Below are 25,218 nucleotides of genomic sequence, written 5' to 3'. Positions count from 1 at the left end.
TCACGCGACACCCGAATGTTCGACGGGCATGGCCGCCGAACCGGACCTGATCTGCACGATCGGCAGCCGCAGGCCGCCGGGTGCGTCGACGGGCACGACGGGGGAGTTCGGAGCGATCGGATCGAGGCGCTGGTAGGGCTGGCCCTGCGCCGGACGCAGGTCCGACTCGCCCTTGTTCGGCCACAGAGCCGCCGACCGCTCGGCCTGCGCGCTGATGGTCAGCGACGGGTTGACTCCGAGGTTGGCCGAGACTGCCGCACCGTCGACCACGCTGAGAGTCGGGTAGCCGTGGACGCGGTGGTACGGGTCGATGACACCGTGCTGGGCGTCCTCGGCGATAGCGCACCCGCCGAGGAAGTGTGCGGTGAGCGGGATGTTGAACAGCTCGCCCCACGTCCCACCCGCGACGCCGCCGATCTTCTTCGCGATGCGCCGAGTGGCGTCGTTGCCCTCGGGAATCCACGTCGGGTTGGGCTGACCGTGTCCCTGGCGGCTCGAGATCTTGCGACCGAAAGGGCCCCGCTTGGTGAACGTGGTGATCGAGTTGTCGAGGTTCTGCATCACCAGTGCGATAATGGTCCGCTCGCTCCAGTGCCGGACGTTGACGACGCGGACGAACTGGATCGGATGCGCGATCAGCGCGAAGACGAACTTGAGCCAACGCGGAATCTTTCCTCCGCCGTCGGTCATCAAGGTCTGCAGCATGCCCATCGCGTTGGAGCCCTTGCCGTAGCGGCACGGTTCGATGTGGGTGTTGGGGCTGGGGTGGAACGAGGACGTGATGGCGACGCCGCGCGTGAGATCCATGTTCGGATCGACCGCCAACTTCGCGGCTCCGACGATCGACTCCGAGTTGGTGCGGGTCAGCTCACCGAGAGTGTCCGACAACCGCGGCAACGTGCCCGTGTCCTTCATCTTGTGCAGGAGGTTCTGCGTGCCCCACGTGCCGGCTGCCAGCACGACATTGGCAGCGCTGTACGTCTTGCGACCCTTGCGCAGACGCGCCCCGGTGCGCTCGGTGTCGACGTCCCAGGTGCCGTCGGACCGAGGATTCAGGCCGGTGACCGTGGTCATCGGCACGATCTCGGCTCCGGCACGTTCGGCCAGCCCGAGGTAGTTCTTCAGCAGAGTGTTCTTGGCACCGTGGCGGCACCCGGTCATGCACTCGCCGCATTCGATGCATCCCGTGCGCTCGGGGCCGGCACCACCGAAGTACGGGTCCGGGACGGTCTTACCGGGTTCGTCTCCGAAGAACACGCCCACCGGTGTCTGAATGAACGTGTCGGCGACGCCCATGTCCTCGGCCACCGACTTCATCACCTCGTCGGCGGGGGTCATGTGCGGGTTGCGCACGACACCCAACATGCGGGTGGCCTGGTCGTAGAACGGGGAGAGCTCACTGCTCCAGTCGGTGATGTGCGCCCACTGCTTGTCCTCGAAGAACGGTGCCTGCGGCTTGTACAGCGTGTTCGCGTAGTTCAGCGATCCGCCGCCGACCCCTGCACCGGCGAGGATCAGGCAGTCGCGCAGCAGATGCACCCGCTGGATGCCGTAGAGACCCAGCTTGGGTGCCCACAGGAAGCGCTTGAGATCCCAGCTGTTCTTGGCGAAGTCCTTGTCCTCGAATCGCTGCCCGGCTTCCAGGATTCCGACGCGGTATCCCTTCTCCACCAGCCGAAGCGCGGTGACGCTTCCACCGAAGCCCGAACCGACGATGAGAACGTCGTAATCCGTTGCGCGTCCAGCTGAACCCATGGTGACCTCCGCTACGTCCGTTACCTGTCGAACAGTATGCACATCGCTGTGTGACTACCGCCACAAGCGATTCTAGCTGTTACGGAAGGTATCACCAACCGAGGGTCGGCTTACCGGTGCCTGCCCGACGAACGACACAGGGCGCGCACCCGAAGATCGAGTGCGCGCCCTGTCGTATGGGGCTTCTGTCAGGCCCGAACGTTCAGGCCGACCTTCTGAAATTCCTTCAGATCGGAGTAGCCCGACTTCGCCATCGAGCGACGCAATCCGCCGACGAGGTTGATCGAGCCGTACGACTCACGCGACGGTCCGTGCAGCACCTGATCGAGGCTCGGACGCTCCCCCGCGGACATCGGCAGCAACGCGCCACGCGGCATCGACGGATGCGCCGCGGCGGACGGCCAGTACCAGCCGCCACCGGGAGCCTCGGCGGCCACGGCCAACGGCGCACCGAGCACCGCAGCATCCGCGCCGCAGGCGATGGCTTTCGCCAGTGCGCCGGACGTGGTGATGTCACCGTCGGCGATGACGTGCACGTAGCGTCCACCGGTCTCGTCCAGGTAGTCCCGACGTGCGGCCGCCGCGTCGGCGATCGCAGTGGCCATCGGAACACCGATGCCGAGAACTTCACCGGTGGTGGTGCCGCCTTCGACGGAGCCGTAGCCCACGATGACGCCGGCCGCACCCGTGCGCATCAGGTGCAACGCGGTCCGGTGATCGCTGACGCCGCCGGCGATGACGGGGACGTCGAGCTCTGCGATGAACGTCTTGAGGTTGAGCGGCTCGTCGTCGCCGTGCGCAACGTGCTCGGCGGAGATGATCGTGCCCTGGATGACCAGCAGATCCAGACCCGATGCGATCAGCGCAGGCGTCAGAGCACGGGCGTTCTGCGGGCTCACTCGTACAGCGACAGTGACGCCTGCATCACGCACCTGGCCCACTGCGGCGGCCAACAGATCGGGCTGCAACGGCGCAGCGTGCAGTTCCTGCAGGAATGCGATCGGCGCGTCGGGATCGAGATCGGTCTCGGCGATGTGGATCAACTGGTCGAGCTTGGCCTGCACGTCGGCGTGCCGCGCCCACAGCCCTTCGCCGTTGATCACCCCGAGCCCGCCTTGCTTACCGAGCTCGATGGCGAACGCAGGCGAGACCAACGCATCGGTCGGATGGGCGAGCACCGGGATGTCGAACCGGTAGGCATCGAGCTGCCAGGCAGTCGACACCTCCTTGGACGACCGGGTGCGCCGAGACGGCACGATATCGACGTCGTCCAGCTGGTAGGTGCGACGGGCTTCTCTGCCCATGCCGATTTCAACGAGGTCGCGCACGCGCGCACCTTTCTACTTCGAGAGCGAATCGATCGGCCACACGGGCCGACACGACTATCGGGTGGTGTAGTTCGGAGCCTCAGCGGTCATCGTGATGTCGTGCGGGTGACTCTCCTTGAGACCGGCCGCGGTGATCTGCACGAACTGAGCCTGCTGCAGGTGCTCGATGGACGTCGACCCGGTGTACCCCATGGCAGCGCGCAACCCACCGGTGAGCTGATGGATGACCTGGTTCAACGGACCCCGGTACGGGACGCGTCCCTCGATCCCCTCGGGAACCAGCTTGTCCTCGGCCAACACGTCGTCCTGGAAGTAGCGGTCCTTCGAGAACGACTTCGCTCCCCCGCGTCCCTGCATCGCACCGAGCGAGCCCATTCCGCGGTAGCTCTTGAACTGCTTGCCACCGACCAGGATCAGCTCACCCGGAGACTCGGCGGTGCCGGCCAGCAACGATCCGAGCATCGCGGTCGACGCGCCTGCGGCGAGTGCTTTGGCGATGTCACCGGAGAACTGCATACCGCCGTCGGCGATGACCGGCACACCGTGCGGCTTGCACGCGGCCACGGCTTCGAGGATGGCGGTGATCTGCGGAGCGCCGACGCCGGCGACCACGCGGGTGGTGCAGATCGATCCGGGTCCGACGCCCACCTTCACCGCATCGGCACCGGCCTCGACGAGGGCGAGTGCGCCCGCGCGGGTGGCGACGTTTCCGCCGACGACCTGAACGCGCTCGCCCACCTCTGCTTTGAGCTTGCTGACCATCTCGAGGACCTGGGAATTATGGCCGTGCGCGGTGTCGACGATGATGACGTCGACACCGGCATCGGTCAGTGCCATCGACCTGGCCCACGCATCCTGCCCGACGCCCACTGCCGCGCCGACCAGCAGACGACCGTCACGGTCCTTGGTGGCGTCGGGGTGCTGCTCGGTCTTGACGAAGTCCTTCACCGTGATCAGGCCGGTGAGTGCGCCCTTGCCGTCGACGATCGGTAGCTTCTCGATCTTGTGGCGACGCAGTAGGCCGAGGGCCGCTTCGGCGGTGACCCCCTCCTGCGCGGTGATCAACGGAGCTTTCGTCATGACGTCGGCGACGCGACGGTTCTGATCCACCTCGAACCGCATGTCGCGGTTGGTGATGATGCCGACCAGCGCACCGGTCTCGTCGGTGACCGGGAGCCCCGAAATACGGAAGCGCGCGCACATCGCGTCGACCTCGGCCAGCGAGTCGGTGGGCTTGCAGGTGACCGGGTCGGTGACCATCCCGGCCTCCGAGCGCTTGACGGTCTCGACCTGAGACGCCTGATCGTGCAGCGAGAGATTGCGGTGCAGCACACCCATGCCGCCTGCACGTGCCATCGCAATGGCCATCCGCGCTTCGGTGACGGTATCCATCGCAGAACTGACCAGCGGAACTCGCAATCTGATCTCACGGGTGATCTGACTGGACGTGTCCACGGCGCTGGGGATCAGATCCGAAGCGGCCGGCAGCAGCAGGACGTCGTCGAACGTGAGGCCGAGCATCGCGACCTTGTTGGGATCGTCGCCGCCTGTGCGGACGTGGGCTCCGGGACTACTCATACGAATCTGGCCCTCCCTAGAGCCTGGTTGCATCGTGGGCGCGGCATGCGGCCGGTGAGAGCTCGCAGGCGCACCGCGGTGCGGTGTTGGAGAACGGATGGAGTTTCGGCACTTGCACTCATCTGTTCAGCGCCGTGAACCATGGTATCGGCCTGCGGCACAATCAGTGCGCACGCCTCCCGCTGCGGACGCTCGGAGGCACCGAATCGCAGACCGTACGGGGGTCGGCGGTACGGATCGTCCGGCATGTCGCGGTCGAACGGCTGGCGCAGACCCACCAGTTCTGCGTACCGTGGAGGCGTGCGCGATCAACTGCCTCCCGGTCTACCCCCGGATCCGTTCGCCGGAGACCCAGCCGACCCGTCGGCCGCCCTCGATGCAATCGAGCCCGGCCAGCCTCTTGATCCCCAAGAACGACTGGCCGTGGAAGAGGACCTGGCTGACCTCGCTGTCTACGAGGCACTCCTGGGCCACCGCGGTATTCGTGGACTCGTCGTGTGCTGCGAGGACTGCCAGCAGGACCACTACCACGACTGGGACATGCTGCGAGCCAATCTGTTGCAGCTCCTGGTCGACGGCACCGTGCGTCCGCACGAGCCGGCCTACGACCCGGTGCCCGACGCGTACGTCACCTGGGACTACTGCCGCGGTTTCGCCGATGCATCCATGAACGACGCTCTGCACGGAGACGGTTTCGAGAGCTGAGACCCCAGACAAACGAAGAAGCCCGACACGATCATCGTGTCGGGCTTCTTCGTCTGCGTCGTCGAACAGGGCCTGTCGCTCAGCTTCCGCCGGACGGAACCGACATGCGGTCGCCGTTCTCGGGCGAACTGCCACTGGCAGTGGCCGTCGGCTGATTCGGGTTGTCGAGCACCGTCGGCGTGACGTCGGTGGTCGTCGGACTCGGACTCGTGGTGACGGGCGGGCTGACCGGTGTCGTCGTTTCCGGATTCGGCGTGCTCGGAACCGCGGTGGATTCCGGTGCAACCGTCTCCACCGGAGCCGTCGGAACCAGAGTTGCTTGGCTGGGCACCGACAACGGGGCTGCCGGGGCCACACCCATCGGAGGTACCACGGGCGGCACCGTCATGGCCTGCAACTCCTGCAGCAAACGGGCCAGCCACTGGTCGAGTTCGGCTCGCTGAGCATCGTCGATGACCGCGGAACTGCGGTTCGATGCGTTGTCGAGAAGAGCGCGGGCAGCGTCGGCATCGCCGGACGACAGAAGGTTCTCCGCCTCCTGCAGCTTCGATGTCGTATCTATCTGCGCGACAGTCGAATCGGCCTGCTCGGAGAACACGACCGACTTGACGCTCCACAGCGGATCCTCGGGCGTCGAGTTGTACGAGATGACCACCAGACCGCCCAACACGACTGCGATCGCGGCGGCGGCACCGGCGAGCGGACGCAACAGACGCATCCGGCCCCCGCGGTTCGCCGCGCTGGATCGAGCCATGTCGGCTGCCACCTTCTCGCGCTCGACGGCCGCAACAACGGTGTCGAGAGAAGGACCGGCCGGCATGGACGGTGTGATCACGTCCGCTCGCCAATTGGCGAGCAGGAGCGCGAGTTGGTAATCGTCCGCATCATCGGTTGCGATCGGTCCGTCACCACTGATCGCGTCGATGAAGGCATCGTCACGACGAACGGCGACGAGGTCCACGGGACCACCGTCTGCGCCGATGTCGGCATAGGGATCGTTCTGCTTCGGTCCAGTGGGTGTCACGTGCTCTCCGATACGCGAGATTCCGCGACGCGGGGTCTCACCGGGGCCACCGTGACCATTGTCCCTAGCCATACATTTCACCTGCTCTCACAACTTCGTTCTTCAATTTTGCGATAGCTCGGTGCTGAGCCACGCGGATAGCGCCTGCAGTGCTGCCGACCGCAGCTGCCGTCTCCTCGGCCGACAATCCGACGATGAGTCGGAGCACCAGAATCTCGCGGTGCTTAGCGGGCAAGGTGTCCAGTAGTGCAGTCATCTGACGACTCGACTCGGATTCCAGAGCTCGCTGCTCCGGACCGTGTTCTGTCGACACGACATCTGGTACTTCGGCGGCCGGGTCCGATTTGTTACGCGAGGCACTGCGATGAGCATCTGCGACCTTGTGCGCCGCGATGCCGTACACGAATGCCATGAACGGACGACCTTGATCCTGGTAACGCGGCAAGGCGGTCATGACTGCCAAACAGACCTCCTGCGCCACGTCGTCGGCCGAAAGCTGACCACGCTCAGCCGAACCGACTCGAGCCCGGCAATACCGGACGACGAGTGGTCGGATGAATTCCAAGACCCGGGACAGAGCCAGTCGATCGCCTTGCGCTGCGGCAACGACGAAAGAGTCCAACTCCTCACCCGCACTGTTCATCGTCGACAAATTTCCCCGCGTTACAGGTACGCACCCGCCTGGGAGCGCTTCCACGTGGTGGTGGAACGAACCAAGGATAGCGATACCGACGGCCCACAATCGAACCGCTCGGTCCGTGTGCGGCTACGGTCCAGGTCAACCGACCGCGGATCCACCCAGTCGTTCGAGTGCGGCTCCCAGGTCGCGCGCCGGAACCATATTCGGATCCGCTCCCCCGGTTCCTTCGCACAGCATCGTCGCGGCCCAGCGCAGGGGCAGTAAACCGTGCATCGCCGCAGCGCAGGCCACGTCGACGGCTCCTGCACGTGCGCGCTCGGTCGCACCGGCGCAGCTCAGGGCAGCGGCCATCACCAGATCGGTTTTGATGCGATGCCGTAACGAATCGGTGTCGTCGGCAAGTGCGCGAGCAGACTCGGCGTGTCGGAGCGCTCCCGAGCCGTCCCCACGCATCATTGCCAGCTCGGCTGCCACCCAGTGCGCGCGCAGCGCCGGACGCCACAGATCCGACCCGCCACGCACCGAGAGCAGCTCTGCGTTGCGCGCCAGGAACGCATCCGCGAACCCGAATCGGCCGGTCCCCAGTGCATCCGCCGCCAATCCGACCAGCGCATCACTGCGCGCCTCCACCGCGTCCGTCGTTCGCGCCTCGCCGGTGAGCCCGATCAGGAACACCGCCCTCCCGTCGAACCCGCGGGCGAGCCGGTGCCGACCGACCTGGCGTAGCCATGACGCCCTGGTCGACTCGTACAGGGACTCGAGCGCCTGCGACGTCGGCCGGAACCGCCGGAGCTCGACCCGGGCGGCGTTGTACCGACCCTGGCCGGCCAGTGCGACGCCGCGGCACCAACTCTGCCGCGCATCGGTGGCCGCCGGAAGGTCGGTTCGACCGGGGTCTGCTCCGAACGCCGCCTTTTTCAGCTCGAGCCCGATGCAGTCGGACTCTCCGGTGACGGGCGAGGACTTCGAAACACTGTGCACGACGTCAGGGTATGGCCACAGCCGGACCGCAGGCACGCGAGTCGGCCGACCGAGAACGCCGGACACCGCAACGCACGAATGCGAATGTCGCGCCGGATAGCTGTCGCATTCACGACGACCTTTCGGGACGCCGCTGCAGTTTTCACAGAATTAACAATGTGAATAGGTGTTGTTTCGGAAACAGTTGTCTGAACGCTGTGTGGCGAATGGGTTAAACGGCGGGTCGTTTATCAGAGCCGGACAAGAATGCGTCGGGCACATTCGACACCGCCGATCGGAATCGTTCGGCAACAACGACCGACTCCTCGCTCGATCCGCTCGGCCGCTCGTGCGTCGAGGCCGAACCCGGCCCGCCACTGCTCGACGCTCTGCGACAACACCTTCGAGCTGCGGGTCTTCGAGAAACGCGCGGTGGAATTCGGAGCGACACCGGCTCGCGCCGACACGTCACCGTCGATCCTGCGCCGCGTCGTGCCATGAGCATCGTCTCCCGACTCGGCCGATTTCTCAACCGGAAGCGCACACATGCGAGCGGCTCGAAGTAAATATCGAGCGTGTTAATTCTTCGCCCTCCTGCTATGCATTTGCCCACGATCGAGCTCTATTGACTCGATTTCGTCGACCCACATAACGTTGTCGCTGTTCGGATCACGAATCCGTCGAAGCCACACCACCCTAGGAGTTTCCATGCCGCAGCCGAATCACCTCCCTGGGCCGAACGCCGATATTTGGGATTGGCAGATGCACGGCCTGTGCCGTGGCGTCGATTCGTCCATGTTCTTCCACCCCGACGGCGAGCGGGGTCGGGCGCGAGCACAGCGAGAGATGCGCGCCAAAGAGATGTGCCGCAGCTGTCCGGTACTCGCTCAATGCCGCACCCACGCACTCAACGTCAGCGAGCCGTACGGCATCTGGGGAGGGATGTCCGAGACGGAGCGCGAATTGCACGCCCGGCACAACCGCCGTCGCATCGCGGTCTGAGCACACGACATTCACAGCTGCACACACGACGAAGCCCCCAACCCGTTCGGGTTGGGGGCTTCGTCGTACTACCCGAAAATCAGTGAGCGTGTCCGTGGCCGGCTGCGGCCTCGGATTCCTCTTCGGGCTTCTCGACGATGGAGCTTTCCGTCGTCAGGATCATGCGCGCGACGGATGCGGCGTTGACCACGGCAGATCGGGTCACCTTCACCGGATCCACCACGCCGTCGGCCAGCAGGTCGCCGTACGTCAGGGTCGCGGCGTTGAAACCGTGGCCCTTCGGCAACTCGGCCACCTTGCTGACGACGACGGAACCGTCGATGCCGGCGTTGGTGGCGATCCAGAACAGCGGTGCGTTCAGAGCAGTGCGCACCACTGCGACGCCGGTGGCTTCGTCACCGGTCAGGCCCAGATCGTCGGCCAGCGACAACGCGGCCTGAGTCAGAGCAGAGCCACCGCCGGGAACGATGCCTTCTTCCACCGCAGCCTTGGCCGCTGCAACTGCATCGTCGACGCGGAACTTGCGTTCCTTGAGCTCGGTCTCGGTTGCGGCACCGACCTTGATGACGGCGATGCCGCCGGAGAGCTTCGCGAGCCGCTCTTCGAGCTTTTCACGATCCCACTCGGAGTCGGTGTTCTCGATCTCGCGACGAAGCTGGCCGACGCGGGCATCGATGTCGTCCTGCGAGCCGGCACCGTCGACGATGGTCGTCTCGTCCTTGGTGACGACGACGCGACGCGCCCGGCCGAGCAGCTCGAGGCCGGCTTCCTTCAGGCTCAGGCCGACATCTGCAGTGATGACCTGGCCTGCGGTGACGACTGCGAGGTCGTCGAGGAACGCCTTGCGACGGTCGCCGAAGAACGGAGCCTTGACGGCAACGGCCTTGATCGTCTTGCGGATGGAGTTCACGACCAGAGTCGACAGAACCTCACCCTCGGTGTCCTCGGCGATGATCAGCAACGGCTTGCCGCTCTCGGCAACCTTCTCCAACAGCGGAAGGAAGTCGGGAAGCGAGGTGATCTTCTCGCGGTACAGCAGGACGTAGGCGTCCTCGAGCACAGCTTCCTGCGTGTCGACGTCGGTGACGAAGTACGGCGAGAGGTAGCCCTTGTCGAACTGGACGCCCTCGGTGACCGACAGCTCGGTGAGCAGCGTCGAGGACTCCTCGACGGTGACGACGCCGTCTGCACCGACGCGAGTGAGCGCCTCACCGACGAGTTCGCCGATCTCGGGATCCCGCGAGGACACGGTGGCAACCTGAGCGATGGCCTGCTTGCCCTCGACCGGGGTGGCGGCGGCGAGCAGTGCCTCGGCAACCTTGTCGGCTGCCTTGGAGATGCCGGTGCCCAGCGCGATGGGGTTGGCTCCGGCGGCGATGTTCTTCAGTCCGCCGCGGACGAGAGCCTGTGCGAGAACAGTCGCCGTGGTGGTGCCGTCGCCTGCGACGTCGTTCGTCTTGGTGGCGACGCTCTTGACCAACTGGGCACCGAGGTTCTCGAACGGATCTTCCAGGTCGATTTCACGAGCGATCGACACACCGTCGTTGGTGACCGTGGGGCCACCGAAGGCCTTGGAGAGGACGACGTGGCGACCACGCGGTCCGAGAGTGACCTTGACTGCGTCGGCGAGCTTGTCGACGCCGCGCTCGAGAGAGCGGCGCGCTTCCTCGTTGAATTGGATTTGCTTTGCCATGTTTCGGTGTTACTCCTTCGAGTAAAGAAACTCGATCGAACGCACTCCGCCCCGGGACCGACACTGAAATCGGATTCCGGGGCGGGATGCGTTGTGGCCTACTTGGCGATGACTGCCAGCACGTCGCGTGCCGACAGAATCAGGTACTCCTCGCCGGCGTACTTGATCTCGGTGCCGCCGTACTTGCTGTAGATGACGGTGTCACCTTCTTTGACGTCGACCGGGATTCGGTTGCCCTTCTCGGTGACACGGCCTTCGCCAACGGCGACGACGGTGCCCTCCTGGGGCTTCTCCTTGGCTGTGTCGGGGATGACCAGACCGGAGGCGGTCGTCGTCTCGGCCTCGTTGGCCTGGACGAGGATCTTGTCCTCGAGCGGCTTGATTTTCACGCTCGCCACGTTGAGCCCTCCAAAGTTATGGGGTACGCGTCCGGGGTCGGATCCCCGGACAGCTGTGTGTAAGTACTTCTCGTGCGGTCCTGACAAACTCGGCACGAAACTCGGTCCCGTCGTCGCGGGTGCCGGGACTTCGCTCGGTGCCAACTAGCACTCTATACACGAGAGTGCCAGCACTCAAGGGCTGGGTTCGCCAGGCGTGCGTTCGGGCGACCGACTCGGCCGGATCGCACTTCCACCCGACCCGCACCGGTCGCCTCGGCACGCGACACGGGGATTTCCACACTTTTTTCTCGACGCCACGACACTGCCGAAGATGCAGGTGAGGCCGCACCCGAGCCTACGAAGTAACCGACCGAGCAGATTATTACGGTCGCGCAACGGGATCGGTAACGTTACGATAACGGAGCTGTCCGAACGATAACGATCGACAGCCGTGCCACGACTCGACAGATAAGAGGCACTGCACGACATCGGCGGGAACCGAACGGTTCCCGCACACGGACAACGGGGCGGAGGTACACCATGCGGGTAGGAGTCGGTGTATCCACCGGATCCGAGGGCGTGTGCGCAGCCCTGGTCACCGTCGAATCCGACGGCAGCCACGCAGTCGAATACCGCACCGTCTCCGCGGATCGCCAGGCGAAGATCGATGTCGGTGATCTCGTGACGTCCGCGGTCGAGCTGATGGCGTCCCTCGTTCCCGGCGACCGGCAGCCCGATTCCATCGCAGTCACCTTCCGAACCGAAGAACATGCGGCGCGCATCCGCGCTGCACTCGCACACACCACGCGAGACGTTCGGCTCGTTCCGGAAGCCGCCGCCGCGTCGGCACATCTGGCCACCACCGGTCTGGTCGACGGGTACGACACCATCGCCCTGGTGGACCTGGGAGCCAGTGGACTGTCGGTGACCGTGGCCCGCCGTACCGACGGTGTCGTTCTGTCCTACGGCCGATCCGAGGCCATCGGCGGCGTCGTTCTCGACGCACTGGTCAAGGACCTCGTTCAGAACATGACGCTCGACAATCTGCGAGACGACATTCGCGACGACCGCGGAATCGGATCGGCGCGGTACCGGGCGATCAAAGAACTGCTCTCACACGAGAACGAAGCACGCATCGAGCGCTACAGCGGTGCACCGCTCACCGTGAGCCGCGCTGCATTCGAGACCGCTGCATCGCCACTTTTCGACGAGGCAGCGCAGTTCGTGCGCAGCGTGTTCGACGAAAGCACCCACGAACCCGAGGCCATCGTGCTGATCGGCGGCGGCGCCCACATCCCGCTGCTGGCCACGTCTCTGACCGACACGTTCCATGCACGCATCATTCGTCTCCCCGAGCCGGACGCCGTGCTCGCCGTGGGCGCGGCCGTCGTCGCCGCATCGGTGACCGACAACGATTACCCCCTGGTCTCGGCCGCACGCCGGACTGCGGGCCGGATGGGTCGCTACTCGGGTGCGATCGCGGCGGCCGTCGTCGCAGGCGGGCTGGTCCTCGCCTACGGGCTGCAGACGATGACCCCGGCAGACGACCCCAGCGTGTCCCCTGCCGGTAGCGCCACCGAACCCGTCGCAGCCGGGGACGTAGGACGACCCGCAGCCGAGGGCTACTCGCCGAGCGATACGCCGACTTCGACCCGTTACTCGGCTGACCCGATCGGCCCCGCAGCGACCACAGCCGATTCCTCGCGTCCGACGTCCCGACTCCCCGCGTCCTCCGCACCGACCACCACGCCGACGCTGCGACCTGCTCCCGACCTCCCGCGGATCGACTGGCCCATGGATCCGGCACCGGAGTCGTCGTCGCCCGACGCGGGCACCAGCGTCACCGTCGAGCCGTCGACGCCGGTCTCGCCCGAGCCCACGACGACGCCCGCGCCGACCACCAGCTCGCCCGTCGAGCCGACCCCGGCCCCGGGTGAGACCTCCGAACCCACCGCGCCGTCCGGCCCGATCGAGCTCAGTCCAGGACCGACACCTCGACCCTCGGCAGGGTCGGTTCCGGAGAGCTCGGAAGTACCGACCGGATCGATCACCGTTCCCACGACGGTCGTCCGTGGCTCGGATCCCACTCCGGAATTGACCGCTCCGCCGACGGTCTGGTCACCACCACCTGCTGTGTCCGGTCAGAGCGTCGAACCCCGGACGTCACCGGACACGGCAGCGCCGCGAACCTCCGAGCCCCCTCAGGACGCTCAGCCGGGAACCTGACTGGTCGCGACCGACAGGCCGGGGTCCGTCACCGCTGTCAGAGCCGACGGTGCCGCGCCCCCGGCAACCAGGTGAGCACCGAGGGCGGCAATCATGACACCGTTGTCGGTACACAGCCGCGGCTTCGGAATTCTCAGCGTCAAACCGTTGTCGGCGCACCGTGATTCGATCAACGAGCGGATCCGCGAGTTGGCCGTTGCACCTCCACCGAGAACGACGGTATCGACGTTCACGTCGGTCGCGGCGCGAACCGCCTTCATCGTCAACACATCCGCAACGGACTCCTGGAACGACGCCGCGATGTCGGCGACCGGAATCGGATCTCCGGCCCGCTGACGGGCCTCGACGAAGCGGGCGACGGCCGTCTTGACCCCCGAAAACGAGAAGTCGTAGCGAGCGTCCCGTGGGCCGGTCATTCCGCGGGGAAAAGCAATTGCAGTCGGATCGCCCTCGCGCGCCGCATCGTCGAGCGCCGGACCGCCCGGGTAGCCCAGACCGAGCAGGCGGGCCACCTTGTCGAACGCCTCACCGGCCGCGTCGTCGACAGTGGTACCCAGTTCCGCGATGGGCCTGGACAGATCGTCGACGTGCAACAGATGAGTATGGCCACCGGAGACCAGAAGTGCCACGCACGACGGCATCGGACCGTGCTCGAGGGTGTCAACCGCGACGTGGCCGCCCAGATGATTGACGGCGTAGAAGGGGACGTCCCACGCCGCTGCGTAGGCCTTGGCAGCGGCAACTCCGACCAGCAAGGCGCCGGCCAGTCCTGGTCCGATGGTCACTGCGACCGCGTCGGGACGATCGATGTCGGCGGCGGCGAGAGCGCGGCGCATCGTCGGAACCATGGCCTCGAGGTGGGCCCTCGACGCCACCTCGGGCACCACCCCGCCGTACCGGGCGTGCTCGTCGACACTGGATGCCACCTCGTCGGCCAGCAACTCGCACACACCCGAGTCGCGCCAGCGAACGATGCCGACTCCTGTTTCGTCGCAGGAGCTTTCGATACCCATGACGATCATCGGGCAGCCTCCGTCTTCTCCGGCCGACGCATGGTGAACGCATCGGCTCCGCTGGGCTGGTAGTACTTCGCCCTGGTACCCACGATCTCGAACCCTTCACGTCGGTACAACTCGATGGCCGGGTCGTTGTCGGTGCGCACCTCGAGAAACACCGGCCCACCGTGATCGTCGGCGACGCGCAACAATTCGCTCAACAGTCGTCCGCCGATCCCCCGGCGATGGTGCGCGGGATCGACACCGATGGTGTGCACCTCGGCCTCACCGGCGACGAATGCGCCGCGGCTCGGTTGCCCCAGCAGAGAGATTCCCGCATAACCGACGATCTCGCCGGCCTCCTTCGCCGTGACGTAATGATTGTGCGGCGCAGCCAGTTCCGCGACGAACGCGTCTGCCGACCACGGGTCGTCACCCTCGAAGAGCACCGTCTCGAGATACGCGCATCGTGCGCAGTCGTGCACCGTCATCGGTTCGATCGTCACCGTCATCGAGCGGCCTTCTCCGCAGCCCGTTCGGCGAGTGTCTTCGCGTCCGGGCGCCGCAGATAGAGCGGAACGAGCGGTCCCGGTGGCACCCCGCTGCCGATGTCGGTGGCAGCGACCCGAACCAACCCTGCCGGCGACGGGGCCTGCACGTCACGCACCGGCAACCCGAACAGTGCGGCATGCGGCGCGGAACCGGCGACAGCGTCGACGCCTCCGTGCTCCAGTTCGGCCGGAGCGATCACGTCGGGGCCCGCTACCCGAACCCCGGCTTCGTAACGTGCCCAATAGATTTCACGACGACGTGCGTCCGTGACCACCAACAGCGATCCGGATTCGTCGACGTCAGCCGCGATCGCGTCGAGACTGCAGACACCGTGGACCGGCAGTCCGAGCGCATCACCGAATGCGGCCGCGGTCGCCATCCCCACCCGCAGGCCGGTGTACGGACCGGGGCCCACTCCCACGACGACGGCCGCCAGATCGGTAGCCACGATGCCGGCCTCGGCCAGGCACTCGAGGATGTGGGGAGTCAGAACCTCGGCGTGCGATCGCGCGTCGACCTTGATGCGGGTGGCGACGGTGGTGACATCGGCCCCGTCGGCAGCGGAGTCGGACAACCGCACCACACCTGCGGTGACGGCAGGGGTCGAGGTGTCCACGGCAAGTACGAGCACGAGGATCAAGGCTACCCGCCCGGTGGTCGCACCCAGCACTCCCGTAGCCGCGGAACCACGAACCCGGGATACCCGCATCGCACGCTTCGTCGAGTGCCGTTACGGGCGCGCCGGGCTTCGGTGCTCACTCGGGTAGGCGGCCGAGCGCATCGCCATTTACCCGGCGAGCACTCACCCTTCGGACGTCCGATTCCGGATCGCGTGACAAGCGCACGGAGACATGCTGATCCGTCAGGGTTTCCACCACGCCCTCGCCCCACTCGACGACTACGACGGCGTGCTCGAGATCGGTATCGAGGTCCAACGCGTCCAGCTCGTCGAACGCGGACTGTCCCGTCATACCCAGACGGTAGGCGTCGACGTGCACGAGGGCGACAGGCGGTAAACCGTTGGGGCGCACGCCTGGTCGATGCTCGCGGGCGATGACGAACGTCGGTGAGGTGACGCGACCGTGCACCCCGAGACCCGCCGCGATCCCCTTGGTCATCGCGGTCTTCCCTGCACCGAGCGGACCGTCGAGTACGACGAGATCGCCGGCGACCAGAATGTCCGCGAGCCGAACACCGAACTCGGCCGTGTCCGTCGCCGTCGCCAGTTCGGCCTCGACGGGCAGGTCGAGCCGGGAGTTCGGTGGACTCTCGGAATCAGACAACGCCCCACCGCTTCTTCTTGGGCTCCGATGCTCGCGCCACCAGGCGAAGGATCGCACCGTTGACCTGTTCGGGGAACTCCAACTGCACCAGGTGCCCACCTTGACGCACCCGCACCATCTCCGATTTCGGCAGAGCGTCGGTGAGTGCCTCCGAACTTGCGAAGGGAATGATCCAGTCCTCGTCGCCGCACACCACCGACACCGGAATGTTCTCGAATTCCGCCAGAGCCGCCGACTCGTCGTGCAGTTCGAGGGTCTCGAGAAAATTCACGATGGTGACAACGGAGGTGTCGTCGATCATCGACTGCGAGAATGCCACCAGCCGAGGAGACACCCGCGTTCCGTACGAGGCCGCGCGCAGCACCGGTGAAATGATGGCGCGCACCGCTCCTCGCCCGAATTGCACCAGGCCGGGTGACGTGCGTACAGCCAGTCGAAAAGCATCGACTGCCGGATTCTGCAGGCTGCGGCCGACTCCCGTCTGTGCGAGGCCGGCAGCCGTAGTGGAGATCAGCACGGCACCGATCACTCGCTGCCGGACGACGGACGACCGCTGTCGCGCCATGGAGAGAATCGACATGCCGCCCATCGAGTGCCCGACCAGAACGATGCGTCCCTTGGGCACGACCGAACGGATGACCGCGTCGAGGTCGAGGCCGAGCTGACCGATGGTGCAACTGCTTGCACTGGGCACCCCGGAGCGGCCGTGACCGCGCTGGTCGTAGAACACCATGCGCACGCTCGAACCCCACTGCTGTTCGAGCGCACGTCGTTGGAAATGCCACGACGACATGCGCAGGCAGTATCCGTGCACGAACACGACGGTCAGTTGTGCATCCGCCGGCCCCACCTCACGGACCGCCAGCGGAACACCGTCGTCCGCCGTGACGATACTGCCTCGATCGGCGTCCATCAGGTCGAGATTCTCGGTCGCCAGCGGATCCTTGTTGGATCGAAACGCCGTCTCCCGCACCACTATCGCAAGACTCTCCAGCAATCCCAGCATGGCCTACTTCGTCGCCTCCCCTGAGCGCGTGCCGACGAAACGACGTCGAACACGTCCACGAACGCCGGTGACGACCTCGTAGCCGATGGTGTCGAGCGCATCCGCCCAATCCTGAGCGTGCGGCTCTCCGCTGTCCCCCGGCCCGAACAGTATCGCCTCGTCGCCGATGGCGACACCCGAGCTGTCGCCGCCGAGATCGACGACGAATTGGTCCATGCACACGCGCCCCACCGACGGGTAACGACGACCGTCGATGGTCACCTCGAAACGACCGCTGAGTCGGCGCACGACCCCGTCGGCGTAACCCAGCGCCACCAGTGCGACCACCGTGTCGGTCGGAGCTGTCCAGGTGTATCCGTACGACACCGATTCACCTCGGTTCACCTTCTTGATGTGGGCCACCTGCGCGGACAATGTCATGACTGGACGCAAGCCGAAATCTCCCATATCGGGCACCGGCGACAGGCCGTACAGCGCAATACCCGGACGCACCATGTCGAAACCGAGGTCCGGCCTGGTCAGCGTTGCCGCCGAGTTGGACAGATGCACGACGGCCGGCGAGATACCGCGCCGGCCGGCGCGGGCAACCGCGTCGCGGAGCCGCTCTGCCTGGGCGTCGTTGGCCGGGTGATTCGGTTCGTCGGCACAGGCGAGATGCGAGAACATCCCCGTCAATCGCACGGACCCCTCGGCGACGGCGGACGCGGTGGCATCCAGGACGACGTCGAGGTCCGCCCGCGCAACGCCGTTGCGATTGAGGCCGGTATCGATCTTGAGCGAGAGGTCGGCGGTGAGACCGGTCCGCCTGGCTGCGGCGATCACCGAGTTCAGCTGGCCGGCCGTGGAGACCCCGACTGCGATGTTCTCGGCGATCGCAGCACCGAAGTCCGAATCGGCCCGGTGCAGCCACGCCAGCACCGGCACGGTGACTCCGGCTGCGCGCAGTTGCAGGGCCTCGCCGATCGTCGTGACCCCGAATTCGTGCACGCCGGCCGCGACGGCAGCGTGTGCCACGGGGCCTGCCCCATGGTTGTAGGCGTCGGATTTCAGGACGGCCATCACGGCGGCGTCGCCTGCGACTTCCTGCAGAACCCGGACATTGTGGGCCACGGCATCGAGATCGACGGTTGCCAGAGCACCCGAATCCGTCCGCGGATCGGTCTCCACGTCGCCGTTACCGATAGTCACAACATTCGATAGTGCCATCCCTGCCGCACACACCACGGATCAGGTGGCACAACTCATGACACACCGGCAGGTCGGCCGGCGAGCCCAGTGCAGCTCAGACAGCGACCGAGCGGACCGTCCGGATGGCTTCTCGCAGGCTGTTCGACAACGGTGTCGCCGAGATCGGGGCGGCGAATTCGCCATCGGCTCCGTGCGCGGCATGGGCTGCGGCCAGTGCGTGCACTTTGGCCCCGCACGCGGCCGCCGTCGACGGTGCCATTCCGGTTGCGAGCAGGGCACCGAGGACGCCGGACAGCACGTCCCCGGATCCGGCGGTGGACGCGGCGGATCCGCCCGCGTCACTGACGAACGCGGTGCCGTCCGAGTCGGCGACGACCGTCGCGCGGCCCTTGAGCAGCACGGTGACGCCCCACCGAGCGGCGAGGCCTCGTACGGCCGCTACGCGGTCGGGACCGGGTTCCGATCCGGTCAGGCGGGCGAACTCCCCGGCGTGCGGGGTCAACAGCGTCGGTGCAGTGCGATCGACGACCCACTGCTCGTTGTCCGCGAGGATCGTCAATGCATCGGCGTCGACGACCACCGGCAGATTCGATTCGAGAACTCGACGCACGATGTCCGCCGAGGATTCGTCCGTGCCGAAGCCGGGGCCGACGACCCACGACTGCACCCTCCCCGCTGCATCCAGATCCGGTGCGACGACGACCTCCGGGTGATGCGAGACCACTTCTGCGCCGGCACTTCCCACGTACCGAACCATCCCGGACGTGGCGGCGACGGCTGCGCCGACACACAGCAACGCGGCCCCGGGATACGTGGCGCTGCCGGCCAACACGCCGACGACTCCCTGCGAGTACTTGTCGTCCGACGCGGTGGGAATCGGCCAGATTCGGCCTACGTCGGCCGGCTCGAAGGACTCGATCTCGGGTGACGGCAGGGTCAGCCCGATGTCGACCACGTCGATTCGGCCACAACGAGGTACGGCCAACACGTGCACCGGTTTGCGAGCGCCGAACGTGACGGTGACATCGGCGGTCACCGCCGGTCCCGACACCTCACCGGTTTCTGCATCGACGCCACTGGGAATGTCCACGGAGACAACGGGCGCGGTGATCCGATCGACCATCCCGGCAGCGTGGGGACGCAGCGGACCCTTCCCGGATATCCCGACGATGGCGTCGATGACGAGGTCCGGATCGTCCGGCTCCGTGACGACCCGTCCCCCCGAGGCTCGCAGGGCCGCAAGACCTTCGGTGTGCACACGGTCCGGATCGAGCAGCAGCGCGGCCACCGCGACGCCGCGCCTGCGCAGGAACGCACCTGACCACAGGCCGTCTCCGCCGTTGTCTCCCGATCCGACCAGTATCAGTACTCGTCGCCCCGCGACGCCGCCGGTTCGCGAGAAGAGCTCGCGCGCCACCACCGAGGCCAAGCCGTACGCAGCGCGGCGCATCAACGTGCCGTCGGGCAACGATCGCAGCAGCGGAGCCTCGGCGTTCCTGATCTGCTCGGGTGTGTAGTAGCCGCGCATGCCGAGGTCCTCCCGCTCGTGCCGTCGTGTGTGTCGAGCCCCGCCGGTCCTACTACTCGACCGTGACGGACTTGGCCAGATTTCGCGGCTTGTCCACGTCGTAGCCGCGCGCCTGAGCGACCTCGGCTGCGAAGACCTGCAGCGGAATCGTCGAGAGCAAAGGCTGCAGCAGTGTCGACGCCGCCGGGATCTCGATGAGGCTGTCCGCGAAAGGCCGGACCGCTTCGTCGCCCTCCTCCGCGATGACGACCGTCCGAGCGCCGCGGGCCTGGATCTCGCGGATGTTGCTGAGCATCTTCGAGTGCAGCACCGCACGGCCCTTGGGCGACGGCATGACGATGATGACCGGAACGCCGTCCTCGATCAGCGCGATCGGACCGTGCTTGAGCTCACCGGCGGCGAAGCCCTCCGCATGCATGTAGGCGAGCTCCTTGAGCTTGAGCGCGCCTTCGAGAGCGACGGGGTAACCGACGTGTCGACCGAGGAACAGGATCGTCGACGACGTCGACAGCTCGCGCGCGAGCGCACGCACCGGCTCGACCGTCTCGAGCACCCGCTGCACCAACTCCGGCATCGCTTCGAGTTCGGCGAACTCGCGCGCCACCTCGTCCGGGTACTTGGTGCCGCGCGCCTGAGCGAGAGCCAAGCCGACGAGGTAGTTCGCGGTCACCTGGGCGAGAAACGCCTTGGTCGACGCGACGCCGATCTCCGGACCTGCACGCGTGTACAGAACTGCGTCGGCCTCGCGGGGAATCTGCGAGCCGTTGGTGTTGCACACCGCAAGAACGCGCGCCTTCTGGTCCTTGGCATGCCGCACGGCTTCGAGGGTGTCGGCGGTCTCGCCGGACTGCGAGATGGCCACGACCAGGGTCGACCGATCCAGTACCGGGTCGCGATAGCGGAACTCGCTGGCCAGTTCCACTTCCACCGGCAGCCGGGTCCAGTGCTCGATGGCGTACTTGGCGAGCAGACCCGAATGGTAGGCACTGCCACAAGCGACGACGAACACCTTGTCGACGTCACGCAGTTCCTGATCGGAGAGACGCTGCTCGTCGAGCACGATCCGGCCATTGTCGAAGTGGCCGAGCAACGTGTCGGCCACGGCGGCGGGCTGCTCCTGGATTTCCTTCAGCATGAAGTAGTCGTGGCCGCCCTTCTCGGCGGCCGCGAGGTCCCAATCGATCCGGAACGGACGCCCCTGCGCCTCGTTGCCGTCGAAATCGCTGATGTCGTAGCCATCGGCCGTGATGACGACGACCTGGTCCTGCCCGAGTTCGACGGCGTCGCGCGTGTGCTCGATGAACGCAGCGACATCGGACCCGAGGAACATCTCGCCGTCGCCGACTCCGAGCACCAGAGGGGTCGACCTACGCGCGGCGACGATCGTGTCCGCGTGATCGGAATGAGTGAAGACCAGCGTGAACGCACCCTCGAGGCGACGCAGCACTGCCTTCGCACTGGCCACGAAATCGCCCGCAGTAGGCCCGTCCTCGTATGCCCGAGCGACGAGGTGGACAGCGACCTCGGTATCGGTGTCGGACAGGAACTCCACACCCGCCGTTTCGAGTTCGGCACGCAGCGGACCGAAGTTCTCGATGATGCCGTTGTGCACCACCGCCACCGTTCCGGACGCGTCGCGATGTGGGTGAGCATTGCGGTCGGTCGGACGCCCGTGCGTCGCCCACCGCGTGTGTCCCATGCCGGTGGTCCCGACGAACGTATCGGTGCCGATGTCGTCCAATTCGGCCTCGAGGTTTGCCAGCCGCCCGGCCTTGCGCTCCACCGCGGTAGAGCCCGCGCCGTCCAGTATCGCGATTCCTGCGGAGTCGTAGCCCCGATATTCCATACGCCGAAGCGCCTCGACCACCACACCCAAAGCTGGGCGGTGGCCGACATATCCAACGATTCCGCACATGGTGCATCAGGGTACTCGGCACGACGCGCACGACCCATTCGCTCAGGTCGCCGTGTCCGGCGTCCCCATACCCGAGCACATTCGGTAGCGTCATCTCTCGTGGCGAAACCGAAGAAGCTGGCATCTGCTCTCTCCAAGCGTGGCCCGCACAAGGTACTCAGAGGGAACCTGGCCCTGGCCGGGCAACCTGGCGTCGTCTACACCCCGGCCGAAGGCTTCGGCCTGCCCGGTGTGGCGTTCGCGCACGGTTGGATGCTGCGCCCCGGCAGTTACACCGACACCCTGAAGCACCTGGCGTCGTGGGGGTTCGTCGTGGCAGCACCCGACACCGAGCGTGGCCTCGTGCCCTCGCACCGCGGACTCGCCACCGACCTGGGCACTGTGCTCGACATCATGACCGGCGTTCGCCTGGGCTCGGGCAACATCAGCGTGCATCCCGAGAATCTGGCCACAGTCGGTCACGCGATGGGCGCCGGGACCGCCGTACTCGCTGCCTCCCGACGACCGGATGTCAAAGCGGTCGCCGCCCTGTTTCCGGCACCGACGGCACCGTCGTCCGAGGACGCCGCCGCAGGCCTCGACGTGCCCGGACTGGTCGTCGGCGACAGCTCGAACGCAGATTCACTCAACGACAATTCACTGGCTCTCGCCCAGGCCTGGCACGGACCATCCGTCCTCCGACGGATCGACGGCTCGACGGCAGACGGATTCGTCGAAGGCCGGCGAATGCTCCGCGCACTGGGAGTCAACAGCTCCGACCGCAAGACCCAGCAACGCACCCGCGCTGTACTGACCGCATTTCTGCTCTACCACCTGACCGGCGACTCCGACTACGAGGAATTGGCCGGAACGAACGGCGACATCGCCGGCACCCGTGCTGTCGATCCTCACGCGCCGCTGACCGAGCAGCCCAAGCCGAAGGCGACCGCGTCGATCAAGGCATTGCTGGGTCGCGGCTGACCCACCGGGCTCGGCGTCGTCACACCAGCCACGATCGGGGTTGCTCGTCGGGGTCCGGTTCGACGTGTGGTGCGCCGTGCCGCCGATCCAGGTGCGCCGGGCGCAGGACCGAGCCCGCTGCCGACCGAGTGTCGCTTCCGCTCAACGGGTCCGAAACCCCCTGTCCCACATCGGTTCTCGCCGGTTCTCTTGGATTCCGTAGCCGTTCGGCGGCATCCGCCATCGCCGACCGATGCGCGTCGCGAATACGGTGCAGTTCACGACGCCACGCGGGGTCCGAATTCACAGTGCACCCGCCTCGCTCAAGCCCGCGCCGGACCCCGCCGAGCTGGGCTGAGGTTCGGTGACCGGAGGGGCCACGGGAGCTGCAGGTACCTCATGAGCCTCGTTCGAGCCCTGCCGGACGGAGCGCTCCTCGTCCGAAGTTTCAGGAACGCATACCGCCGGGGTATCCGCGGTCGATGCGGGCTGCAAGTCCGTCGGTGCACTACCCACCTGCGGCTCGTCGGCCGGTGCGACATCCGCCAGCGGTGAGGTCACTGTGTTCGGCTCGGGAGTGCCGGACTCGACAGAAGGAGGTGCCGGTTCGGTCTCGGGTTCTGCATCGGTAGCGGTCCGATCCCCCTCGGCGGGCTCCGACGGTTCCACGGTCGCCGAAGACCGGTTCGTCACCCCGACACCGCTGGGATCGACGGTCCCGGGAACTTCGACGATCTCCGGCAACCCGAAGGGACCAACGCGCAACTCGAACGTGCGCACCCCGAGGCCCGGTGTCTCGAGTCGAAGCGATACGGCCCCATCGTGTTCGAGCGCGATACGGGCACGATGGCCGTCGAGTTCGGCCTCGAGATGGCCGCGCTCGCCGACGACCTTCGATGCATCACCGAATTCCGGCGACGGGATCGAACCGGGTGGATCATCGAGCGTTGCAGTCGGATTGGGTTCTGCGGTGGGGTCGGGTTCTGAGGCGGGGTCGGGTTCTGCGGTGGGGTCGGGTTCTGCACTGGGGTCGACATCGGTCTCGTCGCTGACACTCCCGTCGCCGGTCGTGTCACCGAGCGCCTCGACAACCCGGTCCACGATGTCGTCCACAATGCCGTCCACAATGCCGTCGACGAGTCCGACGACTGCAGCGACCCGACTGTCTTCACGACCATTGTCGTTCTCGGTTTCGCCCCACGCCGTGGGACCGGTGGCACGTGCATCCGGAGCAGGTGCCGGTTGCGCCGGCGGAGCCGAGGCCGGCACCTCGGACGGAGGTTGGGCTGTCGATGCGGGTCGGGTGACGGCTGCCTCTCCCCCGGCTCCGGCCGTGACCGCCGCTGGGGAGTTCTCGGGCGACGACCGCTCGCTCGATTTCTCAGCAACAGCCAGTGGCACCCAACTGCGCTCGTCGAGCTCGTCGAACACGGGGTGGACGACTTCCTCGATGACCTTCACCACCAGGGCCAGGCACTCTCGAACGGCCGTGTCCGTGGCCGTGCAGGCAGACGACATTGCGGCACACGTGCGTTGCACATGTGGCACGAACTCGCCCTCGATCCATTCTCGAGACCGGTCGGCGACCTCGGCCGCGAACTCGTCCGATACGTCTGCTCGCGCGAATCGCTCGGCCCATTCCGGAAACGCCGGTGCCAGGCGGGCGAACACGGTTGCCCGGTCGACCGGGACGCACTCGATGCCCGAGGCCAGCAGAAGCGCATCGATTCGGTCGGGATCGTGTCCTTCCACGGCGTCGGTATCGAGGCTTCCGACGAGCTCGGCCTTGTCGGTCACAGCCTCACGCAGTACGTCCACAGCCGCGTACATCGTTTGCAGCGCATCCTCGACCGAGTCGAGAAGCACTCCTGCTCTCTCCTGCTCGTTGGCCACATATCGCTGGGCCGTCTCACCGGCGTCACCGTGCCACCGCAGTCGAAGAACGATCAGGAGCTGCGTCTGCTCGTCCAATTGTTCACCCAGCGCCGCAGCCATAGCCCCGACCGCATCTGCGTCGGACGTCAGAGCCTCCAGGTTCAGGCCGCGCTGCTCGTCGTACCGTGCACACACCTCGTCGTAGCGCGGGACTTCGCTGCCGGGAACGCGCTCGGCCAACGGCAGGAAATGCTCGAAGTACAGCAGCCCGACGGCATTGGCGTCGAGAATCTCGTCGACCGATGCTGCCTCGGCGGGTGAGGTGGAAGAAACAGTCACCGCAACGAGTCGATCGCGTGCGCACCGGCGTCGTCCTGTATGTCGTACGCGTTCATCGCGGCGACGAGGGCATCCGCGATGTCGTCGACCGACGATCGCCACACCCCGACGGCCCGCCCGAGCCCGGAGTGGGCGTCGAGATAGGCCGCGCCCAGGTCTCCGTAGTTCCGTCCTGCGGCGGCGGTACCGAATCCCGGTGATGCGATCGAATCGGCTGCCGCACCCAGGGCCTCCGCCGACGCCGTCATCGAGTCCGCCACCTCGCGCACGCGGACCGCGTCCACCCAGAATCCGTCGCTCATCGCCC

Annotated in this window: 22 protein-coding genes; 4 read left to right on the top strand and 18 right to left on the bottom strand. The window is 66.4% G+C overall.

Annotated features, from left to right (window positions below):
* The 3 genes from ASH04_RS19125 to guaB all read right to left on the bottom strand — a co-directional run bounded on the left by ASH04_RS19125 (nt 1) and on the right by guaB (nt 4,661).
* Nucleotides 1-1,755 (bottom strand): FAD-dependent oxidoreductase, encoded by a 1,755-nt coding sequence (locus ASH04_RS19125; protein WP_032365607.1) that lies wholly within the window; start codon nt 1,753-1,755, stop codon nt 1-3.
* A gap of 188 nt (nt 1,756-1,943) precedes the next feature.
* Nucleotides 1,944-3,083, bottom strand: a complete 1,140-nt coding sequence (locus ASH04_RS19120) for a GuaB3 family IMP dehydrogenase-related protein (RefSeq protein ID WP_027496367.1) — start codon at nt 3,081-3,083, stop codon at nt 1,944-1,946.
* A 54-nt stretch (nt 3,084-3,137) separates the two neighbouring features.
* A complete protein-coding gene (gene guaB / locus ASH04_RS19115; protein ID WP_032365609.1) occupies nt 3,138-4,661 on the bottom strand; it encodes an IMP dehydrogenase in 1,524 nt (507 codons plus the stop codon).
* A 300-nt stretch (nt 4,662-4,961) separates the two neighbouring features.
* Between guaB and ASH04_RS19105 the strand changes: the two genes are divergently transcribed.
* On the top strand, nt 4,962-5,366 hold the full coding sequence (locus ASH04_RS19105; protein WP_027496364.1) for a DUF5319 domain-containing protein: 405 nt from the start codon (nt 4,962-4,964) through the stop codon (nt 5,364-5,366).
* 79 nt (nt 5,367-5,445) lie between these two features.
* On the opposite strand, the gene ASH04_RS19100 is transcribed toward ASH04_RS19105, so the two are convergent.
* From ASH04_RS19100 to ASH04_RS19090, 3 genes are all read right to left on the bottom strand, one after another.
* A complete protein-coding gene (locus ASH04_RS19100; RefSeq protein ID WP_051365104.1) occupies nt 5,446-6,462 on the bottom strand; it encodes an anti-sigma-D factor RsdA in 1,017 nt (338 codons plus the stop codon).
* The gene (locus tag ASH04_RS19095) at nt 6,455-7,033 is read right to left on the bottom strand and encodes a sigma-70 family RNA polymerase sigma factor (RefSeq protein WP_027496363.1); all 579 of its coding nucleotides are present in this window, start codon (nt 7,031-7,033) and stop codon (nt 6,455-6,457) included. Before ASH04_RS19095 ends, ASH04_RS19100 begins: the two co-directional genes overlap by 8 nt.
* Before the next feature lie 135 nt (nt 7,034-7,168).
* A complete protein-coding gene (locus tag ASH04_RS19090) occupies nt 7,169-8,011 on the bottom strand; it encodes a hypothetical protein (protein ID WP_156394603.1) in 843 nt (280 codons plus the stop codon).
* 687 nt (nt 8,012-8,698) lie between these two features.
* Between ASH04_RS19090 and ASH04_RS19080 the strand changes: the two genes are divergently transcribed.
* Nucleotides 8,699-8,992: a WhiB family transcriptional regulator gene (locus ASH04_RS19080; protein ID WP_027496361.1), complete on the top strand. Its 294-nt coding sequence runs from the start codon at nt 8,699-8,701 to the stop codon at nt 8,990-8,992.
* Nucleotides 8,993-9,071: 79 nt separating this feature from the next.
* Here ASH04_RS19080 and groL read toward each other — a convergent pair whose 3' ends face one another.
* Together groL and groES are read right to left on the bottom strand one after the other, a co-directional pair.
* A complete protein-coding gene (gene groL / locus ASH04_RS19075; protein ID WP_032408017.1) occupies nt 9,072-10,685 on the bottom strand; it encodes a chaperonin GroEL in 1,614 nt (537 codons plus the stop codon).
* A 98-nt stretch (nt 10,686-10,783) separates the two neighbouring features.
* Entirely contained in the window at nt 10,784-11,083 is a 300-nt protein-coding gene (gene groES / locus ASH04_RS19070; protein ID WP_008718149.1) for a co-chaperone GroES, read from the bottom strand.
* A gap of 522 nt (nt 11,084-11,605) precedes the next feature.
* On the opposite strand from groES, the gene ASH04_RS19065 reads away from it, so the two are divergent.
* Complete coding sequence (locus ASH04_RS19065) at nt 11,606-13,291, top strand: Hsp70 family protein (RefSeq protein WP_057474250.1); 1,686 nt, start codon at nt 11,606-11,608, stop codon at nt 13,289-13,291.
* Here ASH04_RS19065 and tsaD read toward each other — a convergent pair.
* From tsaD to glmS, 8 genes are all read right to left on the bottom strand, one after another.
* Complete coding sequence (gene tsaD, locus ASH04_RS19060) at nt 13,276-14,313, bottom strand: tRNA (adenosine(37)-N6)-threonylcarbamoyltransferase complex transferase subunit TsaD (RefSeq protein ID WP_057474249.1); 1,038 nt, start codon at nt 14,311-14,313, stop codon at nt 13,276-13,278. The genes ASH04_RS19065 and tsaD overlap by 16 nt on opposite strands.
* The gene (gene rimI, locus ASH04_RS19055; protein WP_027496358.1) at nt 14,310-14,798 is read right to left on the bottom strand and encodes a ribosomal protein S18-alanine N-acetyltransferase; all 489 of its coding nucleotides are present in this window, start codon (nt 14,796-14,798) and stop codon (nt 14,310-14,312) included. The genes tsaD and rimI overlap by 4 nt, the downstream gene beginning before the upstream one ends.
* Nucleotides 14,795-15,469, bottom strand: a complete 675-nt coding sequence (tsaB, locus tag ASH04_RS19050; RefSeq protein WP_057474305.1) for a tRNA (adenosine(37)-N6)-threonylcarbamoyltransferase complex dimerization subunit type 1 TsaB — start codon at nt 15,467-15,469, stop codon at nt 14,795-14,797. The genes rimI and tsaB overlap by 4 nt, the downstream gene beginning before the upstream one ends.
* Nucleotides 15,470-15,593: 124 nt before the next feature.
* Nucleotides 15,594-16,121 (bottom strand): tRNA (adenosine(37)-N6)-threonylcarbamoyltransferase complex ATPase subunit type 1 TsaE, encoded by a 528-nt coding sequence (gene tsaE, locus ASH04_RS19045; RefSeq protein WP_057474248.1) that lies wholly within the window; start codon nt 16,119-16,121, stop codon nt 15,594-15,596.
* Complete coding sequence (locus ASH04_RS19040; protein WP_027496355.1) at nt 16,114-17,127, bottom strand: alpha/beta fold hydrolase; 1,014 nt, start codon at nt 17,125-17,127, stop codon at nt 16,114-16,116. The genes tsaE and ASH04_RS19040 overlap by 8 nt, the downstream gene beginning before the upstream one ends.
* Nucleotides 17,128-17,130: 3 nt before the next feature.
* Nucleotides 17,131-18,333 (bottom strand): alanine racemase, encoded by a 1,203-nt coding sequence (gene alr / locus ASH04_RS19035; RefSeq protein WP_082519333.1) that lies wholly within the window; start codon nt 18,331-18,333, stop codon nt 17,131-17,133.
* Between the two features lie 76 nt (nt 18,334-18,409).
* Nucleotides 18,410-19,843 (bottom strand): bifunctional ADP-dependent NAD(P)H-hydrate dehydratase/NAD(P)H-hydrate epimerase, encoded by a 1,434-nt coding sequence (locus tag ASH04_RS19030; protein WP_057474246.1) that lies wholly within the window; start codon nt 19,841-19,843, stop codon nt 18,410-18,412.
* 52 nt (nt 19,844-19,895) lie between these two features.
* Nucleotides 19,896-21,758, bottom strand: a complete 1,863-nt coding sequence (glmS, locus tag ASH04_RS19025; protein ID WP_057474245.1) for a glutamine--fructose-6-phosphate transaminase (isomerizing) — start codon at nt 21,756-21,758, stop codon at nt 19,896-19,898.
* A 99-nt stretch (nt 21,759-21,857) separates the two neighbouring features.
* On the opposite strand from glmS, the gene ASH04_RS19020 reads away from it, so the two are divergent.
* Nucleotides 21,858-22,718, top strand: a complete 861-nt coding sequence (locus ASH04_RS19020) for a dienelactone hydrolase family protein (RefSeq protein WP_027496351.1) — start codon at nt 21,858-21,860, stop codon at nt 22,716-22,718.
* A gap of 282 nt (nt 22,719-23,000) precedes the next feature.
* Here ASH04_RS19020 and ASH04_RS19010 read toward each other — a convergent pair whose 3' ends face one another.
* Together ASH04_RS19010 and ASH04_RS19005 are read right to left on the bottom strand one after the other, a co-directional pair.
* Complete coding sequence (locus ASH04_RS19010; RefSeq protein WP_057474243.1) at nt 23,001-24,911, bottom strand: hypothetical protein; 1,911 nt, start codon at nt 24,909-24,911, stop codon at nt 23,001-23,003.
* Nucleotides 24,908-25,213, bottom strand: coding sequence for a type VII secretion target (locus ASH04_RS19005; RefSeq protein ID WP_032387011.1), 306 nt, complete (start codon nt 25,211-25,213; stop codon nt 24,908-24,910). Before ASH04_RS19005 ends, ASH04_RS19010 begins: the two co-directional genes overlap by 4 nt.
* Between the last annotated feature and the right edge of the window lie 5 nt (nt 25,214-25,218).

The sequence above is a fragment of the Rhodococcus sp. Leaf233 genome (genome assembly GCF_001426165.1).
Taxonomy (GTDB): Bacteria; Actinomycetota; Actinomycetes; order Mycobacteriales; family Mycobacteriaceae; genus Rhodococcoides; species Rhodococcoides fascians.
This window is presented reverse-complemented; position numbering and strand designations above follow the sequence as displayed.